This window comes from Paraclostridium sp. (genome assembly GCF_051657365.1).
GTDB lineage: Bacteria > Bacillota > Clostridia > Peptostreptococcales > Peptostreptococcaceae > Paraclostridium.
Genome location: NZ_JBOFKN010000161.1, coordinates 1 through 20,409, shown reverse-complemented (window position 1 = coordinate 20,409; position 20,409 = coordinate 1). Strand labels below are relative to the sequence as shown.

General features: G+C 28.5%; 19 protein-coding genes. 3 read left to right on the top strand and 16 right to left on the bottom strand.

From position 1 onward, the window contains the following. Positions 1-20: 20 nt before the first annotated feature. The 7 genes from glpK to ACRCYC_RS12235 all read right to left on the bottom strand — a co-directional run bounded on the left by glpK (position 21) and on the right by ACRCYC_RS12235 (position 8,483). A complete protein-coding gene (glpK, locus tag ACRCYC_RS12265; protein WP_438619429.1) occupies positions 21-1,565 on the bottom strand; it encodes a glycerol kinase GlpK in 1,545 nt (514 codons plus the stop codon). A 51-nt stretch (positions 1,566-1,616) separates the two neighbouring features. Beyond that, a complete protein-coding gene (locus tag ACRCYC_RS12260) occupies positions 1,617-2,387 on the bottom strand; it encodes an MIP/aquaporin family protein (RefSeq protein WP_438619428.1) in 771 nt (256 codons plus the stop codon). Between the two features lie 202 nt (positions 2,388-2,589). Then, positions 2,590-3,141 carry a glycerol-3-phosphate responsive antiterminator gene (locus tag ACRCYC_RS12255; protein WP_438619427.1) on the bottom strand — a complete coding sequence of 184 codons (552 nt, stop codon included), beginning with the start codon at positions 3,139-3,141 and terminating at the stop codon, positions 2,590-2,592. A 183-nt stretch (positions 3,142-3,324) separates the two neighbouring features. Beyond that, on the bottom strand, positions 3,325-5,184 hold the full coding sequence (htpG, locus tag ACRCYC_RS12250; RefSeq protein ID WP_438619426.1) for a molecular chaperone HtpG: 1,860 nt from the start codon (positions 5,182-5,184) through the stop codon (positions 3,325-3,327). A 175-nt stretch (positions 5,185-5,359) separates the two neighbouring features. Next, entirely contained in the window at positions 5,360-7,096 is a 1,737-nt protein-coding gene (locus ACRCYC_RS12245) for a methyl-accepting chemotaxis protein (RefSeq protein WP_438619425.1), read from the bottom strand. Between the two features lie 308 nt (positions 7,097-7,404). Then, the gene (locus tag ACRCYC_RS12240) at positions 7,405-8,190 is read right to left on the bottom strand and encodes a 5'-methylthioadenosine/adenosylhomocysteine nucleosidase (RefSeq protein ID WP_438619424.1); all 786 of its coding nucleotides are present in this window, start codon (positions 8,188-8,190) and stop codon (positions 7,405-7,407) included. Positions 8,191-8,312: 122 nt separating this feature from the next. After that, a complete protein-coding gene (locus tag ACRCYC_RS12235) occupies positions 8,313-8,483 on the bottom strand; it encodes a hypothetical protein (RefSeq protein ID WP_438619423.1) in 171 nt (56 codons plus the stop codon). A gap of 139 nt (positions 8,484-8,622) precedes the next feature. On the opposite strand from ACRCYC_RS12235, the gene ACRCYC_RS12230 reads away from it, so the two are divergent. After that, a complete protein-coding gene (locus ACRCYC_RS12230) occupies positions 8,623-8,904 on the top strand; it encodes a hypothetical protein (RefSeq protein ID WP_438619422.1) in 282 nt (93 codons plus the stop codon). Between the two features lie 163 nt (positions 8,905-9,067). Here ACRCYC_RS12230 and ACRCYC_RS12225 read toward each other — a convergent pair whose 3' ends face one another. The 4 genes from ACRCYC_RS12225 to ACRCYC_RS12210 form a co-directional block, all read right to left on the bottom strand. Further along, positions 9,068-10,723: an ABC transporter substrate-binding protein gene (locus tag ACRCYC_RS12225; RefSeq protein WP_438619421.1), complete on the bottom strand. Its 1,656-nt coding sequence runs from the start codon at positions 10,721-10,723 to the stop codon at positions 9,068-9,070. Positions 10,724-10,870: 147 nt separating this feature from the next. Then, positions 10,871-12,172 carry an alpha-glucosidase/alpha-galactosidase gene (locus ACRCYC_RS12220; RefSeq protein ID WP_438619420.1) on the bottom strand — a complete coding sequence of 434 codons (1,302 nt, stop codon included), beginning with the start codon at positions 12,170-12,172 and terminating at the stop codon, positions 10,871-10,873. A gap of 218 nt (positions 12,173-12,390) precedes the next feature. Then, positions 12,391-12,861, bottom strand: coding sequence for a MarR family winged helix-turn-helix transcriptional regulator (locus tag ACRCYC_RS12215; protein WP_438619419.1), 471 nt, complete (start codon positions 12,859-12,861; stop codon positions 12,391-12,393). Between the two features lie 334 nt (positions 12,862-13,195). Further along, the gene (locus ACRCYC_RS12210; RefSeq protein WP_438619418.1) at positions 13,196-13,591 is read right to left on the bottom strand and encodes an HsmA family protein; all 396 of its coding nucleotides are present in this window, start codon (positions 13,589-13,591) and stop codon (positions 13,196-13,198) included. Positions 13,592-13,778: 187 nt separating this feature from the next. Here ACRCYC_RS12210 and ACRCYC_RS12205 point away from each other — a divergent pair, with 187 nt between their 5' ends. After that, complete coding sequence (locus ACRCYC_RS12205) at positions 13,779-14,441, top strand: TetR/AcrR family transcriptional regulator (protein ID WP_438619417.1); 663 nt, start codon at positions 13,779-13,781, stop codon at positions 14,439-14,441. 180 nt (positions 14,442-14,621) lie between these two features. Here ACRCYC_RS12205 and ACRCYC_RS12200 read toward each other — a convergent pair whose 3' ends face one another. Beyond that, on the bottom strand, positions 14,622-16,610 hold the full coding sequence (locus tag ACRCYC_RS12200) for an ATP-binding protein (RefSeq protein WP_438619416.1): 1,989 nt from the start codon (positions 16,608-16,610) through the stop codon (positions 14,622-14,624). A 283-nt stretch (positions 16,611-16,893) separates the two neighbouring features. Between ACRCYC_RS12200 and ACRCYC_RS12195 the strand changes: the two genes are divergently transcribed. Next, positions 16,894-18,135, top strand: coding sequence for a peptidoglycan-binding protein (locus tag ACRCYC_RS12195; RefSeq protein ID WP_438619415.1), 1,242 nt, complete (start codon positions 16,894-16,896; stop codon positions 18,133-18,135). A gap of 57 nt (positions 18,136-18,192) precedes the next feature. Here ACRCYC_RS12195 and ACRCYC_RS12190 read toward each other — a convergent pair whose 3' ends face one another. From ACRCYC_RS12190 to ACRCYC_RS12175, 4 genes are all read right to left on the bottom strand, one after another. Next, entirely contained in the window at positions 18,193-18,315 is a 123-nt protein-coding gene (locus ACRCYC_RS12190; RefSeq protein ID WP_438619414.1) for a hypothetical protein, read from the bottom strand. Positions 18,316-18,318: 3 nt separating this feature from the next. Beyond that, on the bottom strand, positions 18,319-19,134 hold the full coding sequence (locus tag ACRCYC_RS12185; RefSeq protein WP_438619413.1) for a sulfurtransferase: 816 nt from the start codon (positions 19,132-19,134) through the stop codon (positions 18,319-18,321). Then, entirely contained in the window at positions 19,127-19,831 is a 705-nt protein-coding gene (locus ACRCYC_RS12180) for a TVP38/TMEM64 family protein (RefSeq protein ID WP_438619412.1), read from the bottom strand. The genes ACRCYC_RS12185 and ACRCYC_RS12180 overlap by 8 nt, the downstream gene beginning before the upstream one ends. 193 nt (positions 19,832-20,024) lie before the next feature. Beyond that, on the bottom strand, positions 20,025-20,174 hold the full coding sequence (locus ACRCYC_RS12175) for a hypothetical protein (protein WP_438619411.1): 150 nt from the start codon (positions 20,172-20,174) through the stop codon (positions 20,025-20,027). Between the last annotated feature and the right edge of the window lie 235 nt (positions 20,175-20,409).

Sequence of the window (20,409 nt, the reverse complement as noted above, 5' to 3'; positions counted from 1 at the left end):
TTATTATATCACATCAACTTCTATTTGTCACTACTTTTTGCTAATTCTAATTCTCTTTCAAATTCTTCATCTTCCTTAGCCCATAAAAGAGATCTATTTACTGCTCTTTTCCATCCCTTGTATAATACATTTCTTTTTTGTTCACTCATATCTGGTTCAAATTCTCTCGCCATTATTACAGATTTCTTTATATCTTCTTTATCTTCATAAAAACCTACAGCAAGTCCTGCAAGATATGCCGCACCTAGTGCAGTAGTTTCAAGTACCTTAGGTCTATTTATATTAACATCTAATATATCTGATTGGAACTGCATTAAGAAGTTATTTGCACTAGCTCCTCCATCTACCTTAAGATTTTTCAAATTAAGACCAGAATCTTCTTGCATAGCATTTAATACATCTTTAACTTGATATGCTACAGACTCAAGAGTAGCACGAACTAAGTGAGCTCTATTTGCCCCACGAGTAAGTCCCATAACACACCCTCTAGCATACATATCCCAGTAAGGTGCCCCAAGTCCTGCAAAAGCTGGAACTACATACACTCCATTAGTATCTTCTACACTTTGAGAATAGAATTCACTTTGTTTTGCATCATATAATATTCTAAGTTCATCTCTTAGCCACTGTATAGCTGCACCACCTATGAATATACTTCCTTCAAGTGCATACTCAACTTTTCCATCAACTCCCCAAGCTATAGTTGTTAATAATCCATTTTTAGATTCAACCATTTTTTCGCCTGTATTCATAAGCATGAAACATCCTGTTCCATAAGTATTTTTAGCACAACCTTCTTCAAAACAAGTTTGACCAAATAAAGCTGCTTGCTGGTCTCCTGCACATCCTGCTATTGGAATTTGAGCTCCTGATAACATACCTTCATCAGTATATCCATATATATAACTAGATGGGCGTACATCTGGTAACATGCTCTTTGGTATATCTAACATTTCTAATATTTCATCATCCCACTTTAAATCTTTTATATTATATAACATTGTTCTTGCTGCATTTGAGTAATCAGTTACATGAACCTTACCACGAGTTAAATTCCATATTAACCAAGTATCAACTGTTCCAAATAACAAATCTCCATTTTCTGCTCTTTCCCTAGCTCCCTCAACGTTATCTAGTATCCACTTTATTTTAGTTCCTGAAAAATAAGCATCTAATATTAATCCTGTTTTTTCTTTTATTGTATCTTTATAACCTTTTTCTTCTAATTCATCACATATTTGAGATGTTCTTCTACACTGCCAAACAATTGCATTATATACTGGTTTACCTGTATGTTTATCCCAAACTATAGTTGTTTCTCTTTGATTTGTTATACCAATACCACATACTTGTTCAGGTTTTATACCATTAGTTTCTAAGACTTCTCTCATTACACCACTTTGACTTCCCCATATTTCCATAGGATTATGCTCTACCCAACCTGGCTTTGGATAAAATTGAGTGAATTCTTTTTGCGATGTTGCCACTAAATTTCCCTCTTTATCAAATAATATAGCTCTTGAGCTTGTAGTTCCTTGATCTAATGCCATCATGTATTTTTTCATTGTATGCCTCCAGTAATTATTTATTTTAAACATTTGTTTGAATGTAACTTTTTACTTCATATATTTTTTAATTCCTTTGTCAAACACAAACCCTGCAAGAATAGCTCCTATTATAGGTCCAACTATCGGTACCCAAAAATACATATCAGGTCCTAGGGCACCACTTCCCCATCCTGCTAAAGCAGTAAATAACTTAGGTCCAAAATCTCTTGCTGGATTCATTGCAAATCCTGTTAGTACTCCAAAACTAGCGCCTATTATAGCTATCGTTATACCTATAAAAACTGGTGCTAAGTTTGACATAGGTTTATTTGAATTTTTCTCATCTCCTACTGCTAATATTACAATGACTAATAACATAGTTATTACTGTTTCTACAAGTAATGCATCAAATGAATTTAATGCTGCATTTGGATAAGTAGAAAATATTGAAGCTGTTGAAAGTCCATTTGCACCTGATCTTACTATATTATTAGCACCTTCAAAAGATACAAATAACTTATTAAATAATAGATAAACCGTTGCTGCTCCTGCGAAACATCCTAATATTTGAGATACGATGTATGGCAACACTTTATTTTTTGGAAAATCTCTATGAACCATTAAAGCAATAGTCACAGCTGGATTTATATGAGTTCCTGATACTGCTCCAGTTACATATATAGCTATCGTAACTGCTAACCCCCATATTATACCTATCTCCCACTGTGAAACACTTGCACCACTTAATACCATAGATGCGACAGCCCCACAACCTATAAATATAAGTATCCATGATCCAATAAACTCAGATATGCACTCTCCTAATAATGTTTTCTTCAACTCAAATACCTCCTCATGTAATTAGTCAATTTGGCAAAAAAACAGAGAGCTCCTATATTTTTTTATAGGGGGCTCTCTCATCTCCAGCCAATATTAATTTAATTAAATGCTATCACGAAAACATTTTCCCGTCAATACAATACTTCGTTAGATATTTAATAAACTAAAAGCTTGTAACAATTGAAAAATGCGCTTTCCTAACTTACCATATATTAACATCTGTAGTAGAAATTGCCATAGCCCCCGCTGATAACCCAGCTATTATTTCTTCTTTTTTATCAATAAGTCCACCACATATTATAGGTATATTTGGGTATGTTTTATTCATCTGTTTAATTACTTTTTGAATTACACCAGGCATGATTTCGATAGCGTCAGGTTTTACCCTTCTTAAACTTTCAATCGCATTTTCAAGAGACATAGAATCTATAAAGAAAAACCTTTGCACGACCTTTAAATCCAGCTCTATAGCTCTTTTAACTATATTTGTTTTAGTAGTTATTATTCCATCTAAATTCAATTCTTTTTTCATATAATCCACAGCTATAGGACTTGAAGAAAGACCTGTTATCATATCTATATGAACAAATACTGTTTTATTATGTTGATGTAGAAAATCTATCTTTTTCTTTAAATTAAGAATATCTTCATTTAGTAAAAACACAACATCTCCATCTGAATTTGAAGCATCTTCCAGATGTTCATCACTTTTTATAGCACAAATTATAGGATTTAATTCTAATAAGTCTTTCATATGTTCCTCCACACTTTGCTTTTTTTACTTATTATATCACTTTTTTTTACTATTTAATTGTTATATTTTTACCATATACTATAAATAAATCCATTTATTAATAGTATATTTTCATCGTTAATTTTTTACCATTAATTCAACATAAAAAAAGACGCCCTTTAACAGGCATCTTTTATATAAACTCTATAAAGATATTACCATATTCATAAGTTTATTATTTCTTTGTATAAACTCATCTAACTCTTTTGCATCTAATTCTTTATTAGCAAGTAATGCAACATCAACAATTTGATTACAAATTAAAGCAATATCATCTTTTTTACTTTCATCATCTTTTAAAGTCACAAGCTTCTTAATTATAGGACTATTATCATTTATAACTAAAGTCTTTTCTTCATCAAAACTCATGCCAAGATCCATTCCAGCAAACTGAGACTTCATCTCCGCCATTCTTCTTGATTGTTCTGATACTAATATAATTGCTGTAGTATCTTCACTTTTTAAACTCTCAACAGAGTAAGTTTTAATCTTATCTCCTACAATATCTTTAAATAAATTTTCTAAAGCAGTCTTTTCTTCTGTATTCTCCTCAGACTTACTATCTTTTAAAACATCAGATAAATCTGCATCTATTCTATTAAACGTAACACCTTGATTTTTAAACTCAATAAATGATATAAAATGATTATCTATACTAGAATTTAAAATAACAGCATCTAATGAATAATCTTTAAATAATTTTACATACTGAGATTGTTGTTCTTCATCACTTACATAAAATACTTTATTTTCATGTTTTTCCTTGCAGTTTTCAAGATATTCATTTAAAGTTAAATACTCATTATTTATTGTTTTAAATAAAATTATATCCTTTATCTTGTCATAGAAACTTTCGTCTTTTAAACATCCAAATTTAATAAATACTTGTATGTCATCCCAGAATTTTTCATAATTTTCTTTTTCATTTTTATATAAAGCTTTTAACTTATCAGCAACTTTCTTAACTATGTGCTTAGAAATTTTACTTACATCTTTATCATTTTGTAAGAAACTTCTTGAAACATTTAGTGGTAAATCAGGGCAGTCTATTACACCTTTAAGTAATAATAAAAACTCAGGTATAACTTCTTTTATATTATCTGCCACAAAAACTTGGTTATTATATAATTTAACCTTACCTTCTATTAACTCAAACTCATTTTTTAATTTAGGGAAGTATAATATTCCTTTTAAATTAAATGGATAATCCACATTTAAATGTATCCAAAATAGTGGTTCATCAAATGTTTTAAACACTTTTTTGTAAAACTCTTTATACTCTTCATCAGTACAATCCTTTGGTGATTTTAACCAAAGTGGATAAGTATCATTTAAAGGTTTTTTGTCTTCTTCAGTTTCTTCTTTTCCATCTACATTTAAATATATATTCACTGGTAAGAATGAACAATATTTATCTATTATATTTCTTACAGTATACTCTTCTAAGAACTCTTTACTATCATCATCTAAAAATAAAGTTATTGTTGTTCCTCTTACTTTTTTTGTATCACTTAAACCTATTTCGTACTCGGTTTGTCCTTCACTTATCCATCTTACAGCTTCAGCATTTTCCTTATATGATAAAGTATCTATTTGAACCTTTGTAGATACCATAAATGCTGAATAAAAACCAAGTCCAAAATGACCTATTATATCACTTTCTTCACTCATTTTATCTTTATACTTATTTACAAAATCTTCAGCTCCAGAAAAAGCTACTTGATTAATATATTTTTGAACCTCTTCCTCAGTCATACCTATCCCGTTATCTTCAAAGATAAGTGATGAATTTTCTTTATCTATAGTTACATTAATTTTATAGTCTTGTTCTTTATTGTCAGTCACTTCACCTAGAGAAATTAACTTTTTATATTTGTTTATAGCGTCACACCCATTACTTATAAGCTCTCTTACAAATATATCTTTATCTGAGTATAACCATTTCTTTATTATTGGAAATATATTTTCCGTATGTATTGATATGTTACCTTTTTTATTTTCCATTTTATCTCCTCCTAAACTTATCTATTAAAATAATTCGGGATAAAATCTTTCCCCATACCTATTATTTTAGCACGTTTGTTAGCACTGTCAAGTTTAGAGTGCTAATTTTTTTATTTTTTTATTAATCAACTAAAAAAGACAGGTATAAGAACCTGTCTTTTTTTATATTTTATTATTAAAATTCATTCATATTAAAATAGTTTGTTTCATCTTCATTAAAGTTTATAGATTTTTTAAACCCGTTATTACTTTTTAAATTAAAGTTTCCAATCAATGATTTTAACATCTGTGCTTGTCCACTTAATTCTTCACTACTAGCCGCACTTTCCTCTGAAGTTGCAGAGTTAGTTTGAACTACCTCTGAAATTTGTTCTACTCCTAAAGAAACTTGATTGATAGCACTTGCTTGTTCTTCAGATGCTTTAGCTATATCATTAACTACTACAGTAGTTCTATTAGTTGTATTAATTATCTTTTGAAGAGACTGTGCTGTACTATCTACAATACCAGTTCCCTTTTCAACAGCTCCTATTGAGTTTTCAATAAGTGTAGCTGTATTTTTAGCAGCCTCTGCCGATTTAGCAGCAAGGTTTCTTACCTCATCTGCGACAACTGCAAATCCCTTACCTGCTTCACCTGCACGAGCAGCTTCAACAGCAGCATTTAAAGCTAATATGTTAGTTTGGAATGCTATATCATCTATTGTTTTTATAATTCTTCCTATTTCACTAGAAGTAAATGAAATTTCTTCCATAGCAGTAACCATTTGTTTCATCTGTTCATTACCTTCTTTAACTTGAGTAGCTGAGTTTGCTGTTAAAGAATTTGCTGTTCTAGCATTTTCTGCAGTATCTTTTATTTTATTAGATATATCTATAATAGTTGCAGATAACTCTTGTATTGCACTTGCTTGTTCAGTTGCACCTTGCGATAACATTTGTGATCCACCTGCAACTTGATCTGATGCTGCTCCAACTTCTTCAGCAGCTACATTTATTTGAGCCATTGTTTCACTTAAATCGTTAGTTATACTCATAACTGATGTCTCTATTGCTTTGAATACTCCTACATATTCAACTTCTGGTTCAACATTAAAGTTACCACCTGCAACCTCGCTTAATACACGAACTGTATCATTTATTATTTCTTTAGTATTATTACTCATTTTACGCATACTAGCCGCTAGAGTTCCTAATTCATCTTTTGATTCATATTCTATATCAATATTAAAATCACCTTCTGCCATCTTATCTGCAGCTGCTTCAATTTCTTCAATTGGATCTTTTAAACTCTTTGTAATATATAAGCATATAACTATTCCTGCGATAATAGTAAATGTACTAATTACTACAGAACCTATAGTTGCACTGTCTGATGCTTTTATTATATCTTTATTAAATTGATTACCAAATTCTTCAGATTTATCATTAACAGCGATTGAGTCTTCTACACATTTTTCATATGCATCGTAATATGGAGTAGCCTTTACTGTCATATCTTTTGCACCTTTATAATTTCCTTGTTGCATTACTACATAAACTTGCTCATATTGTTGTTTTAAATTTGCAATTGAACTTTCAAGATTATTTATTAAGTCTGCATTTCCAGAAAATGAATTATGAATTGTTTTAAGTCTCTTATCGATACTATCAAAATCTTTCATAATTGTAGTTCTGTATTCCTGTGGGTTTTCTCTAAGTATTGAATTTGTAATATTTCTTCCAATAGAAACTAAATCTCTACGAACACCCATAGATTCAGTTGTTGTTTCATACGGACCTGTAAATAACTCAGCACTTAATTTTTCTGATTCCCTTAATTTAGATATTGTATAAATGCTTGTAAATCCCATAAGTATTAATAATATCATAAAAGATATAATTAACTTTCTACCTATTTTTAAATTTTTCATACGTATTCCTTTCTTTAACCTAATTATTTTTTTAATTAACAAATACTTCAATATTATAGTTAACATTAAAATCAATTTATCTTTTCCATTTTAATGTTATTATTTGTCGTAAATTGTAACTTATCTGTTGTTTTTATACGTACAAATTCCAAATTACTTTAGATGTATATTTAGAAAATTTTGTGATAAAGTTTTATCATAACAAAAAACAGTAATAATTTTTTAAATTATTACTGTTTTTTGTTTATAATCTATTTTATTTTATATTATTTCTAACTATTATATAAATAGTTAAAATAGCTCTACTTTTAATATAATTTTACAAACTCTTCAAGTAATGCACTAGCATTTTTAGCTGCTATTGGTAAAAACTCCTCATATGATAAATCTGCTGAACCATCTGCTTTATCAGATATAGAACGAATTATAACAAATGGTATCTTATTTAAATAAGCAACTTGAGCCATTGCAGCTCCTTCCATTTCAACAGCTGCTACATCTCCAAAGTTTTTCTTTATCTTATCCGCTACGTCTCCCCCTGCTACAAACTGATCGCCAGAAGCCACACGACCTTGTTTTATATTTATATCTGAAACTTTTTTTGCAGCTTCACAAGCTATATTAATCATATTTTTATCAGCTTCAAAAAATCTAATATCTAATCTTGATATCTCTCCTAATGGATCTCCAAATACTGTTGTATCAAAATCATGTTGAACTGCATCTGTTGAAATAACTATATCTCCTTGATTTAAATTTTTATCCATGGTTCCTGCAACCCCTGAATTAACAAGAGCTGTTACATTAAACTTATCTATTAAAATTTGAGTACAAGTTGCCATATTTACTTTTCCAACACCAGAACGAACTAATACTATATTTTTCTTATCAAGAGTCCCCTTATAAAACTCCATTCCAGCAACATCCACAGTCTCTTCTATATCCATTTTATCTTTTAAAATCTTTACTTCTTCTTCCATTGCTCCAATTACACCTAAAACCTGCCTATCTTTTTCTTCTGCTTTTGTTGTACACCCCACTAACATAGTAACTGATAATACCAATACTGCACACATAGCTAATAATTTCTTCATATTTTGTTATCCATCCTTTTTTGTCAACAAACGAATATTATTCGTATTTTTGTTTTTTTATACGTTATATTATAATTTATACCATATCATTCCAATCATTTCAATAACATTATCATTTTATTTCATTTTTTAGTTCGTGTTTTTCTTTCTTTATTTTCTTTTAAATAGTCTTTCGCTTCTTTAATTGGCAATGTAATCCCCTCTCTTATTTGTTTATTATAGTTTTTCCTTCTATCATAACTTTCACATATAAATTTAGAAATATTATCCATAATTTTTTCCATTTTATTCACATTAATCCCTCCCTATAAAACCTTTAATCTTCCCTGTATAAAATTTATTAATAATTACATATCTGTTACTTGAAGTTCATATAAAACTGATCTACCATAATATTATATTATATTTAAAATTAAAAAGGGGTTGAGGTTTATGTTCACTGGATTTGCTGGTATAAAAGCAGTAGTTGGTATATTTTTCATTGTCTATGGTTTAATCGTTTCAGCTATAGAAAAGTTCAAAGAATTACCCTTTGCATACTCTAAAGATCAAATAAATGGTGTAATAAATGGATTTGTTTGTATTATAGTTGGGGTTGTAGTGTTTTCAAACAGCATTAAACAAGGAATAACTTTAGGATTATTTGCCTTAGCACTATATTATCTTGAAAGAGCTTTAATATCTCAATATCTTAAAAAGAAAAAAGCTAAATAATATTTTTTAATTTATGTATTAAGTAACTGTATTTGGATATAATCTTAGTATAAATTTAATTTCTTTTTTCATAATTTAAATTTTATTTATAATATACTTCTTTTAAATAATTTTATCAATCCACTGAAAAAAGACAGGTATCGGAACCTGTCTTTTTTATTTGTTAATGATTACCTCCATTTATTTGTAAGAAAGTAGTTCCTGCTTTTTTACTTGTCTTAAACTCTGGAGAATCTTTATATCTATCTACATTCTCAGATGTTAATCCAACTACATCTATTTGACCTGTTTCATATAAATTTAAAGCTGCATTGCTATCTTTTACTATCTTGGTATTTACATTCTCTATCTTCACAGTATCTTTAGCCCAATAATTAGTATTTTTACTCATTATATATACGTCTTCAAATTTCCATTCTGTCATAGTAAATGGTCCGTTATAAACCATTGCATCTTTGCTAGTTCCATACTCGCTTCCAAATTTTTCTACTACCTTTTGATTTTGTGGGAAGAATGTTTTAAAGAACATTAAACTATCAAAATAATGAACAGGTCTTACTAAATTCACTTCTAATGTATAATCATCTATTGCCTTTATTCCTAATTCATCTGGATTGCTTTTCTCTCCTAAGTTATACTCTTTAGCTCCAACTATGTCATACATAATAAATGCATACCCTGATGCTGTTTCAGGATTTAAGGTTCTCTTCCAAGAAAATTCAAAGTCTTTTGCTGTTACTTTATCTCCATTTGACCACTTAGCATCTTTTCTTATATTAAAAGTCCATGTCTTTCCATCTTCTGATTTTTGCCAATTTTCTGCCATTCCTGGAATAACTTTACCATCTTTATCAACTCTAGTTAATCCCTCCATTACATTAGTTAAAACTTCAGATGATACAGTATCTCCAGCCTTACTCACATCCAAGGTAGGAATATCTGCCGTAGAACTTAAGTTCAATGACGTTCTTCCTTCCCCAAGTTCAACCCAGTTATATCCAGCTGGTGTTCCATAAGGATATAAAACTCTTCCTTTTACATAATCTTTTTCTAAATACGCGCTAGCAGTTTGGCTCAATGGTATTAAAAATACATCATCTAGCATAATTTTTTCTGCCTTTGCATAGTTTTCCCAGCTTTTAACTTGATCTGTTGAATTTTTACCTTCATTGACCAACTTATCGTACTCTAAGTTTGAATATCCACTTGTTAGTCCATACATTATCCCCGTTTGCATAGTTTCTAAAAATGTTAATGGATCTGAATAATCAGGATTCCAGTTTGAATATGTAAAGTGATAATCACCTTTTTCCTCTGACTCAAATCTTTGTTTCATAGGCTGTTGCTTTATGTTTACAGTTAATCCAGGTAATGAACTTTGAAGCTCTGCTTGTATGAATTCAGCCTGCCTTTTACTATTATCACCCTCACCTGTTAGGAAGTCTAATTCTACAATATCAAATCCTAACTCTTCTTTTGCTTTGTCCCAAGCTTTATTAGCTTCTTCATCATTGTGTTCATATCCCATATTGCCTGCAAACTCTCTATAATCTTTTCCTTGTGAATCAAAAGCTAAGTCTTCTGCAACTAAATAGTTCACAGGTGTAGACCCATTATTTAATATACTCTCACACATAAGTTGCTTGTCTAATGCTAATGCTATTGCAGCTCTTGCATTTTTATTTTCTAAAACTTTAAACGCGTCCCCTTTTACAACTTTTTCCGTAGATTTTACCGAATTATTACTACATCCCACTAAACTAACTATTATCATAGACGAAACAACACTCATTTTTAATAATCGTTTTCTAAATTTCATTATGTATTTGCTCCTTTATTTATTTGTACAAGTATATGAGTTTTTTATCAAACTATGATAATTTTTTAAGTCATATAAAAATAAGGATCTTTAAATAACTTTTATAGTTAATTTAAGATCCTTATTTAATATTCAAAATGAAATTTTTTATTTTATATAAAACTTCGGTAACCAATCTCCATGAGCTTTGATTAAATCATCTACTAAATTTTTAATCTCCCCTATACTAAGCTCTGCTGAAGTATGTGGGTCTAACATAGCCGCATGATATATATAATTTTTATTTCCACTTAAAACAGCTTCAACTGCAAGTTGTTGAACATTTATATTAGTTCTATTAAGAGCTGCTAATTGTATAGGTAAATCCCCTACAAAACATGGTGTTACTCCATTTCTATCAGCTATACAAGTTACTTCTACACAACAATCCTTAGGTAAATTAGTAATAAGATTTGTATTTAAAACATTTCCACCAAAAGTATAAGGAACCCCAGTTTCCATAGCCTCTATTATATAAGAAGCATACTCACCTGTTCTTTTATGCATAAGCTCTTTATTATTAACTAAATCATCTTTACGCTTATTCCACGTTTCAATCTGAGATATACATCTTCTTGGATATTCATCTAATGGAATATTATATCTTTCTATGAGCTCTGGATGTGTACTTTTTATAAAATAAGGTAAATATTCTGCATTATGCTCACTAGATTCTGTCACATAATACCCAAACTGATTCATAATTTCAAACCTTACCATATCATCATGTTTCCCTAAATTTTTAGTTTTTTCCTTTATCTCTGGATATAAATCTTTACCATCTTTATTTATCTCAAGTAGCCATCCCATATGATTTATACCTGCAATTTTGTAATTTACATTCTCCGTTGACATATCAACTTTTGATAAAAGATCAGATGCACAAGTTTGAACCGAATGGCAAAGCCCTACCGTCTTTACTTTAGTAGCTTTTAACATAGCTAAAGTTAACATAGACATGGGATTAGTGTAATTTAAAAACCATGCATTAGGGCAAACTTCTTCTATATCCTTAGCAAAGTCAAGCATAACAGGAATAGTCCTAAGAGCTCTAAAAATACCACCTATTCCTAAAGTATCCCCTATAGTTTGTCTAAGCCCATATTTTTTAGGAACTTCAAAATCTGTTATAGTACAAGGATCATAACCTCCTACTTGAATTGCATTAACTATATATTTACTACCTCTTAATGCATCTTTTCTATTAGCATATTTTATAATTTTTGCTCTAGATCCATTACAAGTTTTATTTATAGTACTCAACATATTGTAAGATTCATCTAGTCTATCTTCGTCTATATCGTATAGAGCAATTTCAAAATTATGTAAAGCTGGTGTTAACATGCAATCCCCTAAAACATTCTTTGCAAATACAGTACTACCTGCACCTAAAAAAGTAATCTTGCCCATAAACCCACTCCTATTTTTTAGTATTTTATTCTAATTTATATTTATGATTATGAAGTTTTTTTATGTATAGCTTTATAAATTTCAATCCAATGTTAAAAAACTAAAAAAGGGTAGATATATAATTTTTAGCAACATTGAAAACATTTCTCAAACTTCAGTCGCCAAACTTATATATCTACCCTTCTCCTTATTCAAAATTCAAATAATTTAATAATAAATTATTTTGCTATTTCAATTTGTTTTAAATTACCTAATAACTCATTGTGTAACCTTAATAAAGTATCTATATCTTCTTCTTTCATATTCTCAAGCGCAGAAGTCATAGCTCTATAAGAATACGCTTTTTCTTGAGATCTCTTAGATATTTCAATCCCTGCATCAGTTAACTTTAACTTAACAGCTCTTCTGTCTGTATCTGAAATTTCTCGTTCAACTAATTTTAACCCTACTAACTTTTCTATAATTAAACTTAAAGAACTAATTGAAAGCTGTATAGATAACTTCTCTGATAATTTCTTCAAAGTTATGCCCTTATTCATTCTTAATGTATTTATTATCGATAATTGTTGAAATGTTATCCCTAACTCTTCTGCATTTCTCTTTGTAAACTCAGTCGCAAGCTTTGATACTGAGAAAAAGGAATGTAATACTTCTATAGATTTTTTTATCCTTGTATCCTTGTAATCCATCTGTCTCTCCTTGAAATTCTTTTTATATTAAAACGTTTCGTTATTTAGATTATTTAATATTAAATTAATTTTATCACTCTTTAAAACTTTGTTCAATGCATCCTAAAAAAACAAAAATCTTTTGATTATTCTATATTGTCTTTTTACTAACTAAAATACATTTCCTGGGAAATTTTTCTACACTTCTACCCTAACTGACATTCTTTTTTTAATTTTTTTTACATAAATTAGTGTAAAAAAAATGCCTCAGAGCAGATAGCGAAGGATAAATATATAAGTTTTTTAAAATTATATATTTATCCGAAGCAACCTACTACTGACGCATTTACTTATTTTAGTGAGACATACCTATTACAGCTCCGATTATATAAGGTATTAACCATACACACCAAACAAATATACTAAATTTATGGAATACTTCCTGTTTATTTTTATCATTTTTATAAAGTACCCAAGTAGCCCAAACTGCATGAAATAACATTAATAAAATTGCTATAGTTCCTGTAACCCCATGAATTGCTAATGCTGTAGATGAAATTGGAACAGCCTTTGCTTCTGCTAAAGATTTCATAAGCATAGTACCTGTTGTATCACATACTAGTCCTAAATAAAACATTATTACATGATTTTTCTTTAATATTTTTGCTTTTCTTTCACTGAAAACACCTATTGTATAAAATACTAGTGCTAATGATATTGCTATAATAGCAATTATTAATTTGGTATCCATTTTATTACCCTCCATTTAGTTTGTATGCAAACTTTTATTATTACATTAAATTTATACCTCGTTTTAACAAACTTAAACATTTTTCGTTAAAATTTAAATTTATTAACTTAAATTTTATCAAATCAATTACATAATCAATAAAATATTGATAGAATAATATTATAAATTTAAATAAGCAGGTGATGAAATGGAGTTTGAAAACAAAGATGATTTAAGAAATACAATAATAAAAAATTCTTCTAAACTTTTTTTAGAACAAGGTTATACCAAAACTACTATAAGACAAATTGCACAAGTTTCTCACTTAGGTCGTGGTCATTTGTATTATTACTTCAAAAAAAAAGAAGATATAGTTTTATATCTATATAAAAATCTTATAGAAAGAATCTATTCCTATATAAGTAATTCTTCTATAGAGTCCCTAGACCCGTTACTTAGCTATGCAATAACTCAATATATTTATATAAAGGTGATCGCAACTAATAAACCTTTATTTAGAATGTATATAGAAGCCTCTCAAATTGATTCTATTAGAAAAGAATATCTGAAAATTTTAGGAGATGTTTTAAATAACACCTTAGAAAACTTCAACTGCAATTTTAAAAATGAAGATGTAAGTTTAAGTATTATAATCGGATCTGCTGGGGAGGACGAGCTTTTACGCAGATTTTACAAAGACGATATAGATTTAACTTTAGATGAAATTATTGAAAGCACTATAAAAACAAGACTACTTCTGTTAAATATATCTCACGAAAAAGTACAAGATATAATATTAAAAACAAAACAAGAAACAAAAACTATAAATATCCATGAAATAATAAAAAAAATAAATCTACTTGAAATATAGTTTCTCCCACTCCTACTATATGTATTCAAAACAAATTAGGCATGCCTAATATAAAAAACGGGATTAGTATTAACTATGCTATTACTAATCCCGTCACCTATTTGCTATTTGTCTTATCAAATATAAAAAACTAATTCTAGTTGATTTAGTAAACAATAGTACGTAGATATATAAACAGATTTAAATATCTGACATTTCTAAGTCTACTAAATACTTTGTATTCTCGTCATTTAATTCATCATAATCAGAAATATTTTCTTCTATTTTTATAGGCAAGTAAATTCTAAATGTAGAACCTTCTCCAACGGTACTTTCTACTTCAATTTTACCTTTATGCATTTGTATAATTTCTTTTATTACACTAAGGCCTATACCACTACCCTCATTCTTTCTCGTATACAAATTATCAACTTGATAGAAATTATGGAATATATAACTTATTTTTTCATCAGGTATACCTACTCCACTGTCTATAACTTCTATAACTATATTATCAAATTCAGTCCATATATATAAATGTATATATCCATTTTCAGATGTGAATTTAATAGCATTTGATAATAAATTTAATATAACTCTTTGAATTTGCGATACATCTAATGATGTTTTTATTTCCTCACACTTTGTATCAAATGTCATAGTTATGTTTTTTCGTTTTGCAAAAATTATACTATTTTCAAAAACATCTTCTATTACGCTTACTATATTACAATTTTGAGGATTTAACTTTAACATACCCGATTCAGCTTTTGTCATATCTATTATATTATTTGATATTTTTAGTAATCTAAAAGAATTTAAATTAATATTTTCTAATTTTCCCAATATATATTCATTATCTAAAGTACCTTTTTTAGCTTTAAATTCCAGGACTTTGCTAACTCCTAAAATTACATTTATAGGAGTTCTAAGTTCATGACTTAAGTTAACTACAAAGTCTGATTTTAACATTTCTCTTTCCTTAGCTTTTTCTTGTTCTTCTAATATCCTAGCTTTTTCTTTTCTATTTTTTGATAAAAATCTTATTATAAAAATACTAGATATAATGAAAAACATAAGTAAAAATGTTATTATATACTTCATCCAAGTTGGAACTAATAACTCATATGGCTTCTTATTAATTATATTAATGTCTTTATGAAGATATATAGGATTTATTTTATATTCATAAATACTATTATAATCTACATATCCCTTTGCCTTTGGCTCAACTTGATTTTTAATGTTCTCTATTTTCACTCCATTTTTCAACTGTACTATCATATCTCCAATAATAGTAGCTTGGTCTTGCCCTATATCAATGTGACCTCCAAGTATCCCTGCTTGTATATAGCTTTGATCATTAGAATATATAGGTTTATCTGTGTGCTCTTTAATTAAATTTATTGTATCTTTAGGCCTTAAATAATTTTCAGATTTTTTATCTTGAAATTCTCCTGCTATAATATTTACAGTATTTTTCAAATCTGGGATTTCATTTAATTCACTACATATATCTTGTATGTAATTACTTTGTATATACCTTACTTTTACTTGATTTTTCAAATATGTATCTATTAAGTTATTTATTTCAAATTTTATAGATTCCCCATACTTAGAATTTTCAATTATTACATTTAATGTTTTTGTATTAGCATTTAATGAAGTAATCAAATTCATTAAGCTTAAACTGTCATCTCCATGGTAGATTCCTGCCATGTACTTTTTTTCATTTGTATTTCCACCAGGTTTATTATCTACTCCACTAAATAAAAGAGGTATTTCATAAAAATTGCTTTCTTCATTTAAAACTTCTTTACTAAAATTTCCATAAGCTTCATCATCTATTGTATATATTGCATCTATACTCCCTCTAGGGTACTTTTCATTTAACATATATTTAAATGATTCTATATATCTTTTATCATAATTATTTCTAAAATCTAAATATTCCACTTTAAAATTAATTCCAAATTCTTTATTTTCAGTTACATATTCTTCTAATCCTTCTAATATAGATGACTCCCATTTGTGACCTTGATGATATGAGTTCAAAACTAAAACATTAAATCCATCATCTACCATATTATGTGAATATGATTTATCTCCCACCCCACTCGTGGTAATTATTAATATAAAAATAAATACAAATAAAAACCCAAAACTAAATTTCCCCATCTTTTTGTGCATTAATAAAATCTCCCCAAACTTAAATGTTTATGATTATATATAATTCTACATAAGTTGTTTTTTACCTTCACTTTTTTTCATGTTTTTTACCTTTTTATGGTAATTTTACCCATTTTACCTTTGTAATTGTAATAAAACAAACTATTTTCTGTTTTATATTATCGGCATATTAATATAAATTTCAATTGTAAATATGTTAATTTTTTAATTTATATATTTGTACCATTAAAGTTTGTATATCATATTATGAAATAAATATTTTTATAATATGAGGGGTGATGTTTTGTTTAAGGGATTTTTAACTATTAAAGTTATTGATGAAAGTACAAACTTTCCTATAGAAGGTGCTACAATAAAACTATGCACACTTCCAAAAGATAACAGTAAAAAAAGTAAAATTATTTATAAAAATTTACTTACAAATTCTTCTGGTCAAATAAAAAAACTTCCGCTTGATGCACCAAATTTTATGTATTCACAAATACCTAATTCCCCAAGAGCTTATGATACTTATTTATTAGAAATAAAAAAAGAAAATTATCAAACAATAATTATTCAAGGAGTTCAAATACTTCCTTGTATAGAAGCTATCCAAAACATTTCACTATCCAAAATATCTGTGCTTACGACTTCTAATAAACAAGTTTTTACTATTGGTGATAATACTTTGTATGGTAATTATCCGCCAAAAATATTAGAACCATCAAAAAAACTTACTGATGTATTTGTACTTTCAAAGGTAGTTGTTCCTGAGTATATAATAGTTCATGATGGTCTTCCAAGTGATAAAACCGCACCTAATTATTGGATTCCATTTAGAGATTACATTAAAAACGTTGCCAGTTCTGAAATTTATGCAACTTGGCCTACTGAAACAATTTATGCCAACGTGGTAGCTATCGTTTCTTTTACTTTAAATAGAGTTTATACAGAGTGGTATAGGAATATGGGGTATAATTTTACTATAACATCTACAACTACTTATGATCATAAGTTTATCTATAACAGAAATATTTTCAATACTATAAGTGTTGTAGTTGATAATATTTTCAATGTTTATATTCAAAGACCAAAAGGTGCCACTGAACCTTTGCTTGCTCAATATTGTGATGGAGTTCAAACTCAATGTCCAGGAAAAATGACTCAGTGGGGAAGCAAGTATTTGGGAGATCAAGGATATAAATTTGATGAAATTTTAAGATATTACTATGGAGAAAATATTGGTTTACAAGGTACTGATATGATAGAGGGTGTTCCTTCATCTTTTCCAGGCTATACTTTAACGCTTTGGTCTACTGGTGAAAATGTTGAAATTATCCAAAACCAATTAAATGAAATAGCAAAAGCATATCCGGCTCTTCCTAAAGTTGATGTAGATGGTATTTATGGTCCTGCTACACAATTTAGTGTTCGTAAGTTTCAGGAAATTTTTAGAATGAATCAAACTGGGAATGTGGATTTTGCAACTTGGTATGCTATTTCCAAAATTTATGTAGCTGTTACAGGTATTGCCTCATATGATTAAACTAAAAAAGTTATGACAAAATAGTATATCTCTTTTGTCATAACTTTTTTAGTTTTGCTATTTTTCCATAGGAAGACTTGAGTCTCCTCCCCATTCATATATAGAACCTTCATAGTTTTTAACATTATCAAAGCCAACTGCTTTGAGTATCATGGCTGCATAGCCAGATCTTATACCCATAGTTCAGTATACAACAAAGGTATCATCTGGTTTAACTCCATATGAAGCCATAATTTTTGTAATTTCTTCTTTACTCTTTGGAGTTCCGTTATCGTTTAAAAGTTCTAACCAAGGCATATTTATAGCACCTTTTATATGTCCGCCTCTTGGTTCTCCTGCTTTTTGAGAACCTTCATATTCACCTTTTGTTCTAACATCTATAATAACTTCTTTTCCTATATTTTCTTTTACATAATCTTTTGTAGCTATATAACTTGTATCATAGTCTTTTAATTTTAATCCCTTTGTAGGTGTTGCTTTTTCTGGTTTATCTGTTGTTTCATATCCTAAATCTTCCCAGTAACTTAATCCACCTACTAACATTTTCACATTATTCATTCCTGCAACTTTAGATTGCCATACAGCTCTTCCATCTGCTCCAGGACCTTTAAATACATCTGAGTAAAATACTACAGTTTTAGTATTATCTATTCCTAATGATTCCATCTTCTTTTGTAAAGCTTCTTTATCTAAAATAGTTCCCCATCCTGGATCTCCTATTTTATTTGATATATCTGAGAAAGCATTAATACCTATACTAACAGCACCTGGTATATGCCCTTTCTCATATATATTAGGCTTGTTACAATCTAGTAAAACAAGATCCTTACTTCCTATCATTTTCTTTAACTCTTGTGGAGTTATAAAATAGTCTACATTTTTATACTCTGCTTCATCAAAAGTTTCATTGCTGCTAGTTTTCTTTGAATCACAACCAACTAATAGTATTGCACACATGCATACTATTGTAAGTAATAATACACTAATTTTCTTAGCCAATGTCTTTTCTCCTTTGTGTTTTTTTGTCTTTCATTATGCTTTTTATAAGTACTATTATTGCCGATAGTGCAAATAAACATAATAATCCGGTAACGAATGTTTTTGCAGTTCCTGTTAGCATCCCACCTATATAAGAATATATAATTGTTGCTGGTAGCTGCCCTATTCCTGTTGCTATGAAAAATGTTGAGAATTTCATTGAAGTTAATCCTGCTGCATAACTAACTATATCAAAAGATATAAATGGTAGAAGCCTAGCTATTAATATTGCATAATTTCCGTATCTACCAAAAAAATTATCAACTTTGTTTAATGCTTCATTTGAGGTAAGTTTTACTACCACATCTCTACCTAAAAACTTAGCAATATAAAAACAAAGTGCTGCACCTGCCATAGAACTTGTCCATGATAATATTGCCCCATTCACCCATCCAAATAACCCAGCATTTGCAAATGTAATAATAAAAGCCGGTATTGGAGCCACAATAGATTGAAGTACCATTAGTATAAAAGATACTGTAGGTGCCCAAATTCCAAAGCTTAATATATAATTTTTCACCATATCTACATCTACATTATTTAAAACAAATATAGCTTGATTTACATTTACTTTTATAGTTGGTATGAAAAAATACAAACTTATAACTGCTAAAACTATTAGTACTTTAATTAAATTTTTATTTTTCGATTTAGTCACAATAGTCTCCTTTATCTTAATATTCTTTTTTCACTTCGCCTTTTAATTTTACTACATTCGACATTTTTCTAGAAATAGTTTATTTCTATACATAAACACAGTATTATAGTTTTTATCTATAAAAAAAGGTACAGAGTATATTTTTATAAAAATACACTCTATACCTTTTGCATTTGTAAATTCTATTTTAATTTTATAAATGTTCTAATGGATTTATTTGCTCTTCTATTTCAAAATCTTTATGTTCTTGTTCTAATATTTTTTCTCCAAATAATTCTCTATCTTTCTCTTCTTCATCTTTTTTTATTTGATCGTATTGTTTGTCTTTTAAGTCTTTGCTCACTTTAAGCATCTCCAATCTGTGATATATTTATGTTTATAATATACCCTTTATTAAAAAGTTAAACCTAAAAGTTTCATTTATATTATTTATTTTAGCTTGAGTTTTTATTTTTAAATTCTTTTAATAAAAACTATCGGAAATATAATAAGTATTGCACCACTTATAAAATATTGTGCATCAGTAAATTTTAAAGCATTAGCAATTAATATTATAACTACGGATAATAATAAAGATA

Coding starts and splice junctions, on each gene's coding strand:
- ACRCYC_RS12225 (WP_438619421.1), bottom strand. CDS start 10,723: ATGAAATTTAGAAAACGATTATTAAAAATGAGTGTTGTTTCGTCTATG.
- ACRCYC_RS12190 (WP_438619414.1), bottom strand. CDS start 18,315: ATGGGTATAAGATCTGGCTATGCAGCCATGATACTCAAAGCAGTTGGC.
- ACRCYC_RS12210 (WP_438619418.1), bottom strand. CDS start 13,591: ATGGATACCAAATTAATAATTGCTATTATAGCAATATCATTAGCACTA.
- ACRCYC_RS12205 (WP_438619417.1), top strand. CDS start 13,779: ATGGAGTTTGAAAACAAAGATGATTTAAGAAATACAATAATAAAAAAT.
- ACRCYC_RS12220 (WP_438619420.1), bottom strand. CDS start 12,172: ATGGGCAAGATTACTTTTTTAGGTGCAGGTAGTACTGTATTTGCAAAG.
- ACRCYC_RS12255 (WP_438619427.1), bottom strand. CDS start 3,141: ATGAAAGACTTATTAGAATTAAATCCTATAATTTGTGCTATAAAAAGT.
- htpG (WP_438619426.1), bottom strand. CDS start 5,184: ATGGAAAATAAAAAAGGTAACATATCAATACATACGGAAAATATATTT.
- ACRCYC_RS12245 (WP_438619425.1), bottom strand. CDS start 7,096: ATGAAAAATTTAAAAATAGGTAGAAAGTTAATTATATCTTTTATGATA.
- ACRCYC_RS12200 (WP_438619416.1), bottom strand. CDS start 16,610: ATGCACAAAAAGATGGGGAAATTTAGTTTTGGGTTTTTATTTGTATTT.
- ACRCYC_RS12215 (WP_438619419.1), bottom strand. CDS start 12,861: ATGGATTACAAGGATACAAGGATAAAAAAATCTATAGAAGTATTACAT.
- ACRCYC_RS12240 (WP_438619424.1), bottom strand. CDS start 8,190: ATGAAGAAATTATTAGCTATGTGTGCAGTATTGGTATTATCAGTTACT.
- glpK (WP_438619429.1), bottom strand. CDS start 1,565: ATGAAAAAATACATGATGGCATTAGATCAAGGAACTACAAGCTCAAGA.
- ACRCYC_RS12230 (WP_438619422.1), top strand. CDS start 8,623: ATGTTCACTGGATTTGCTGGTATAAAAGCAGTAGTTGGTATATTTTTC.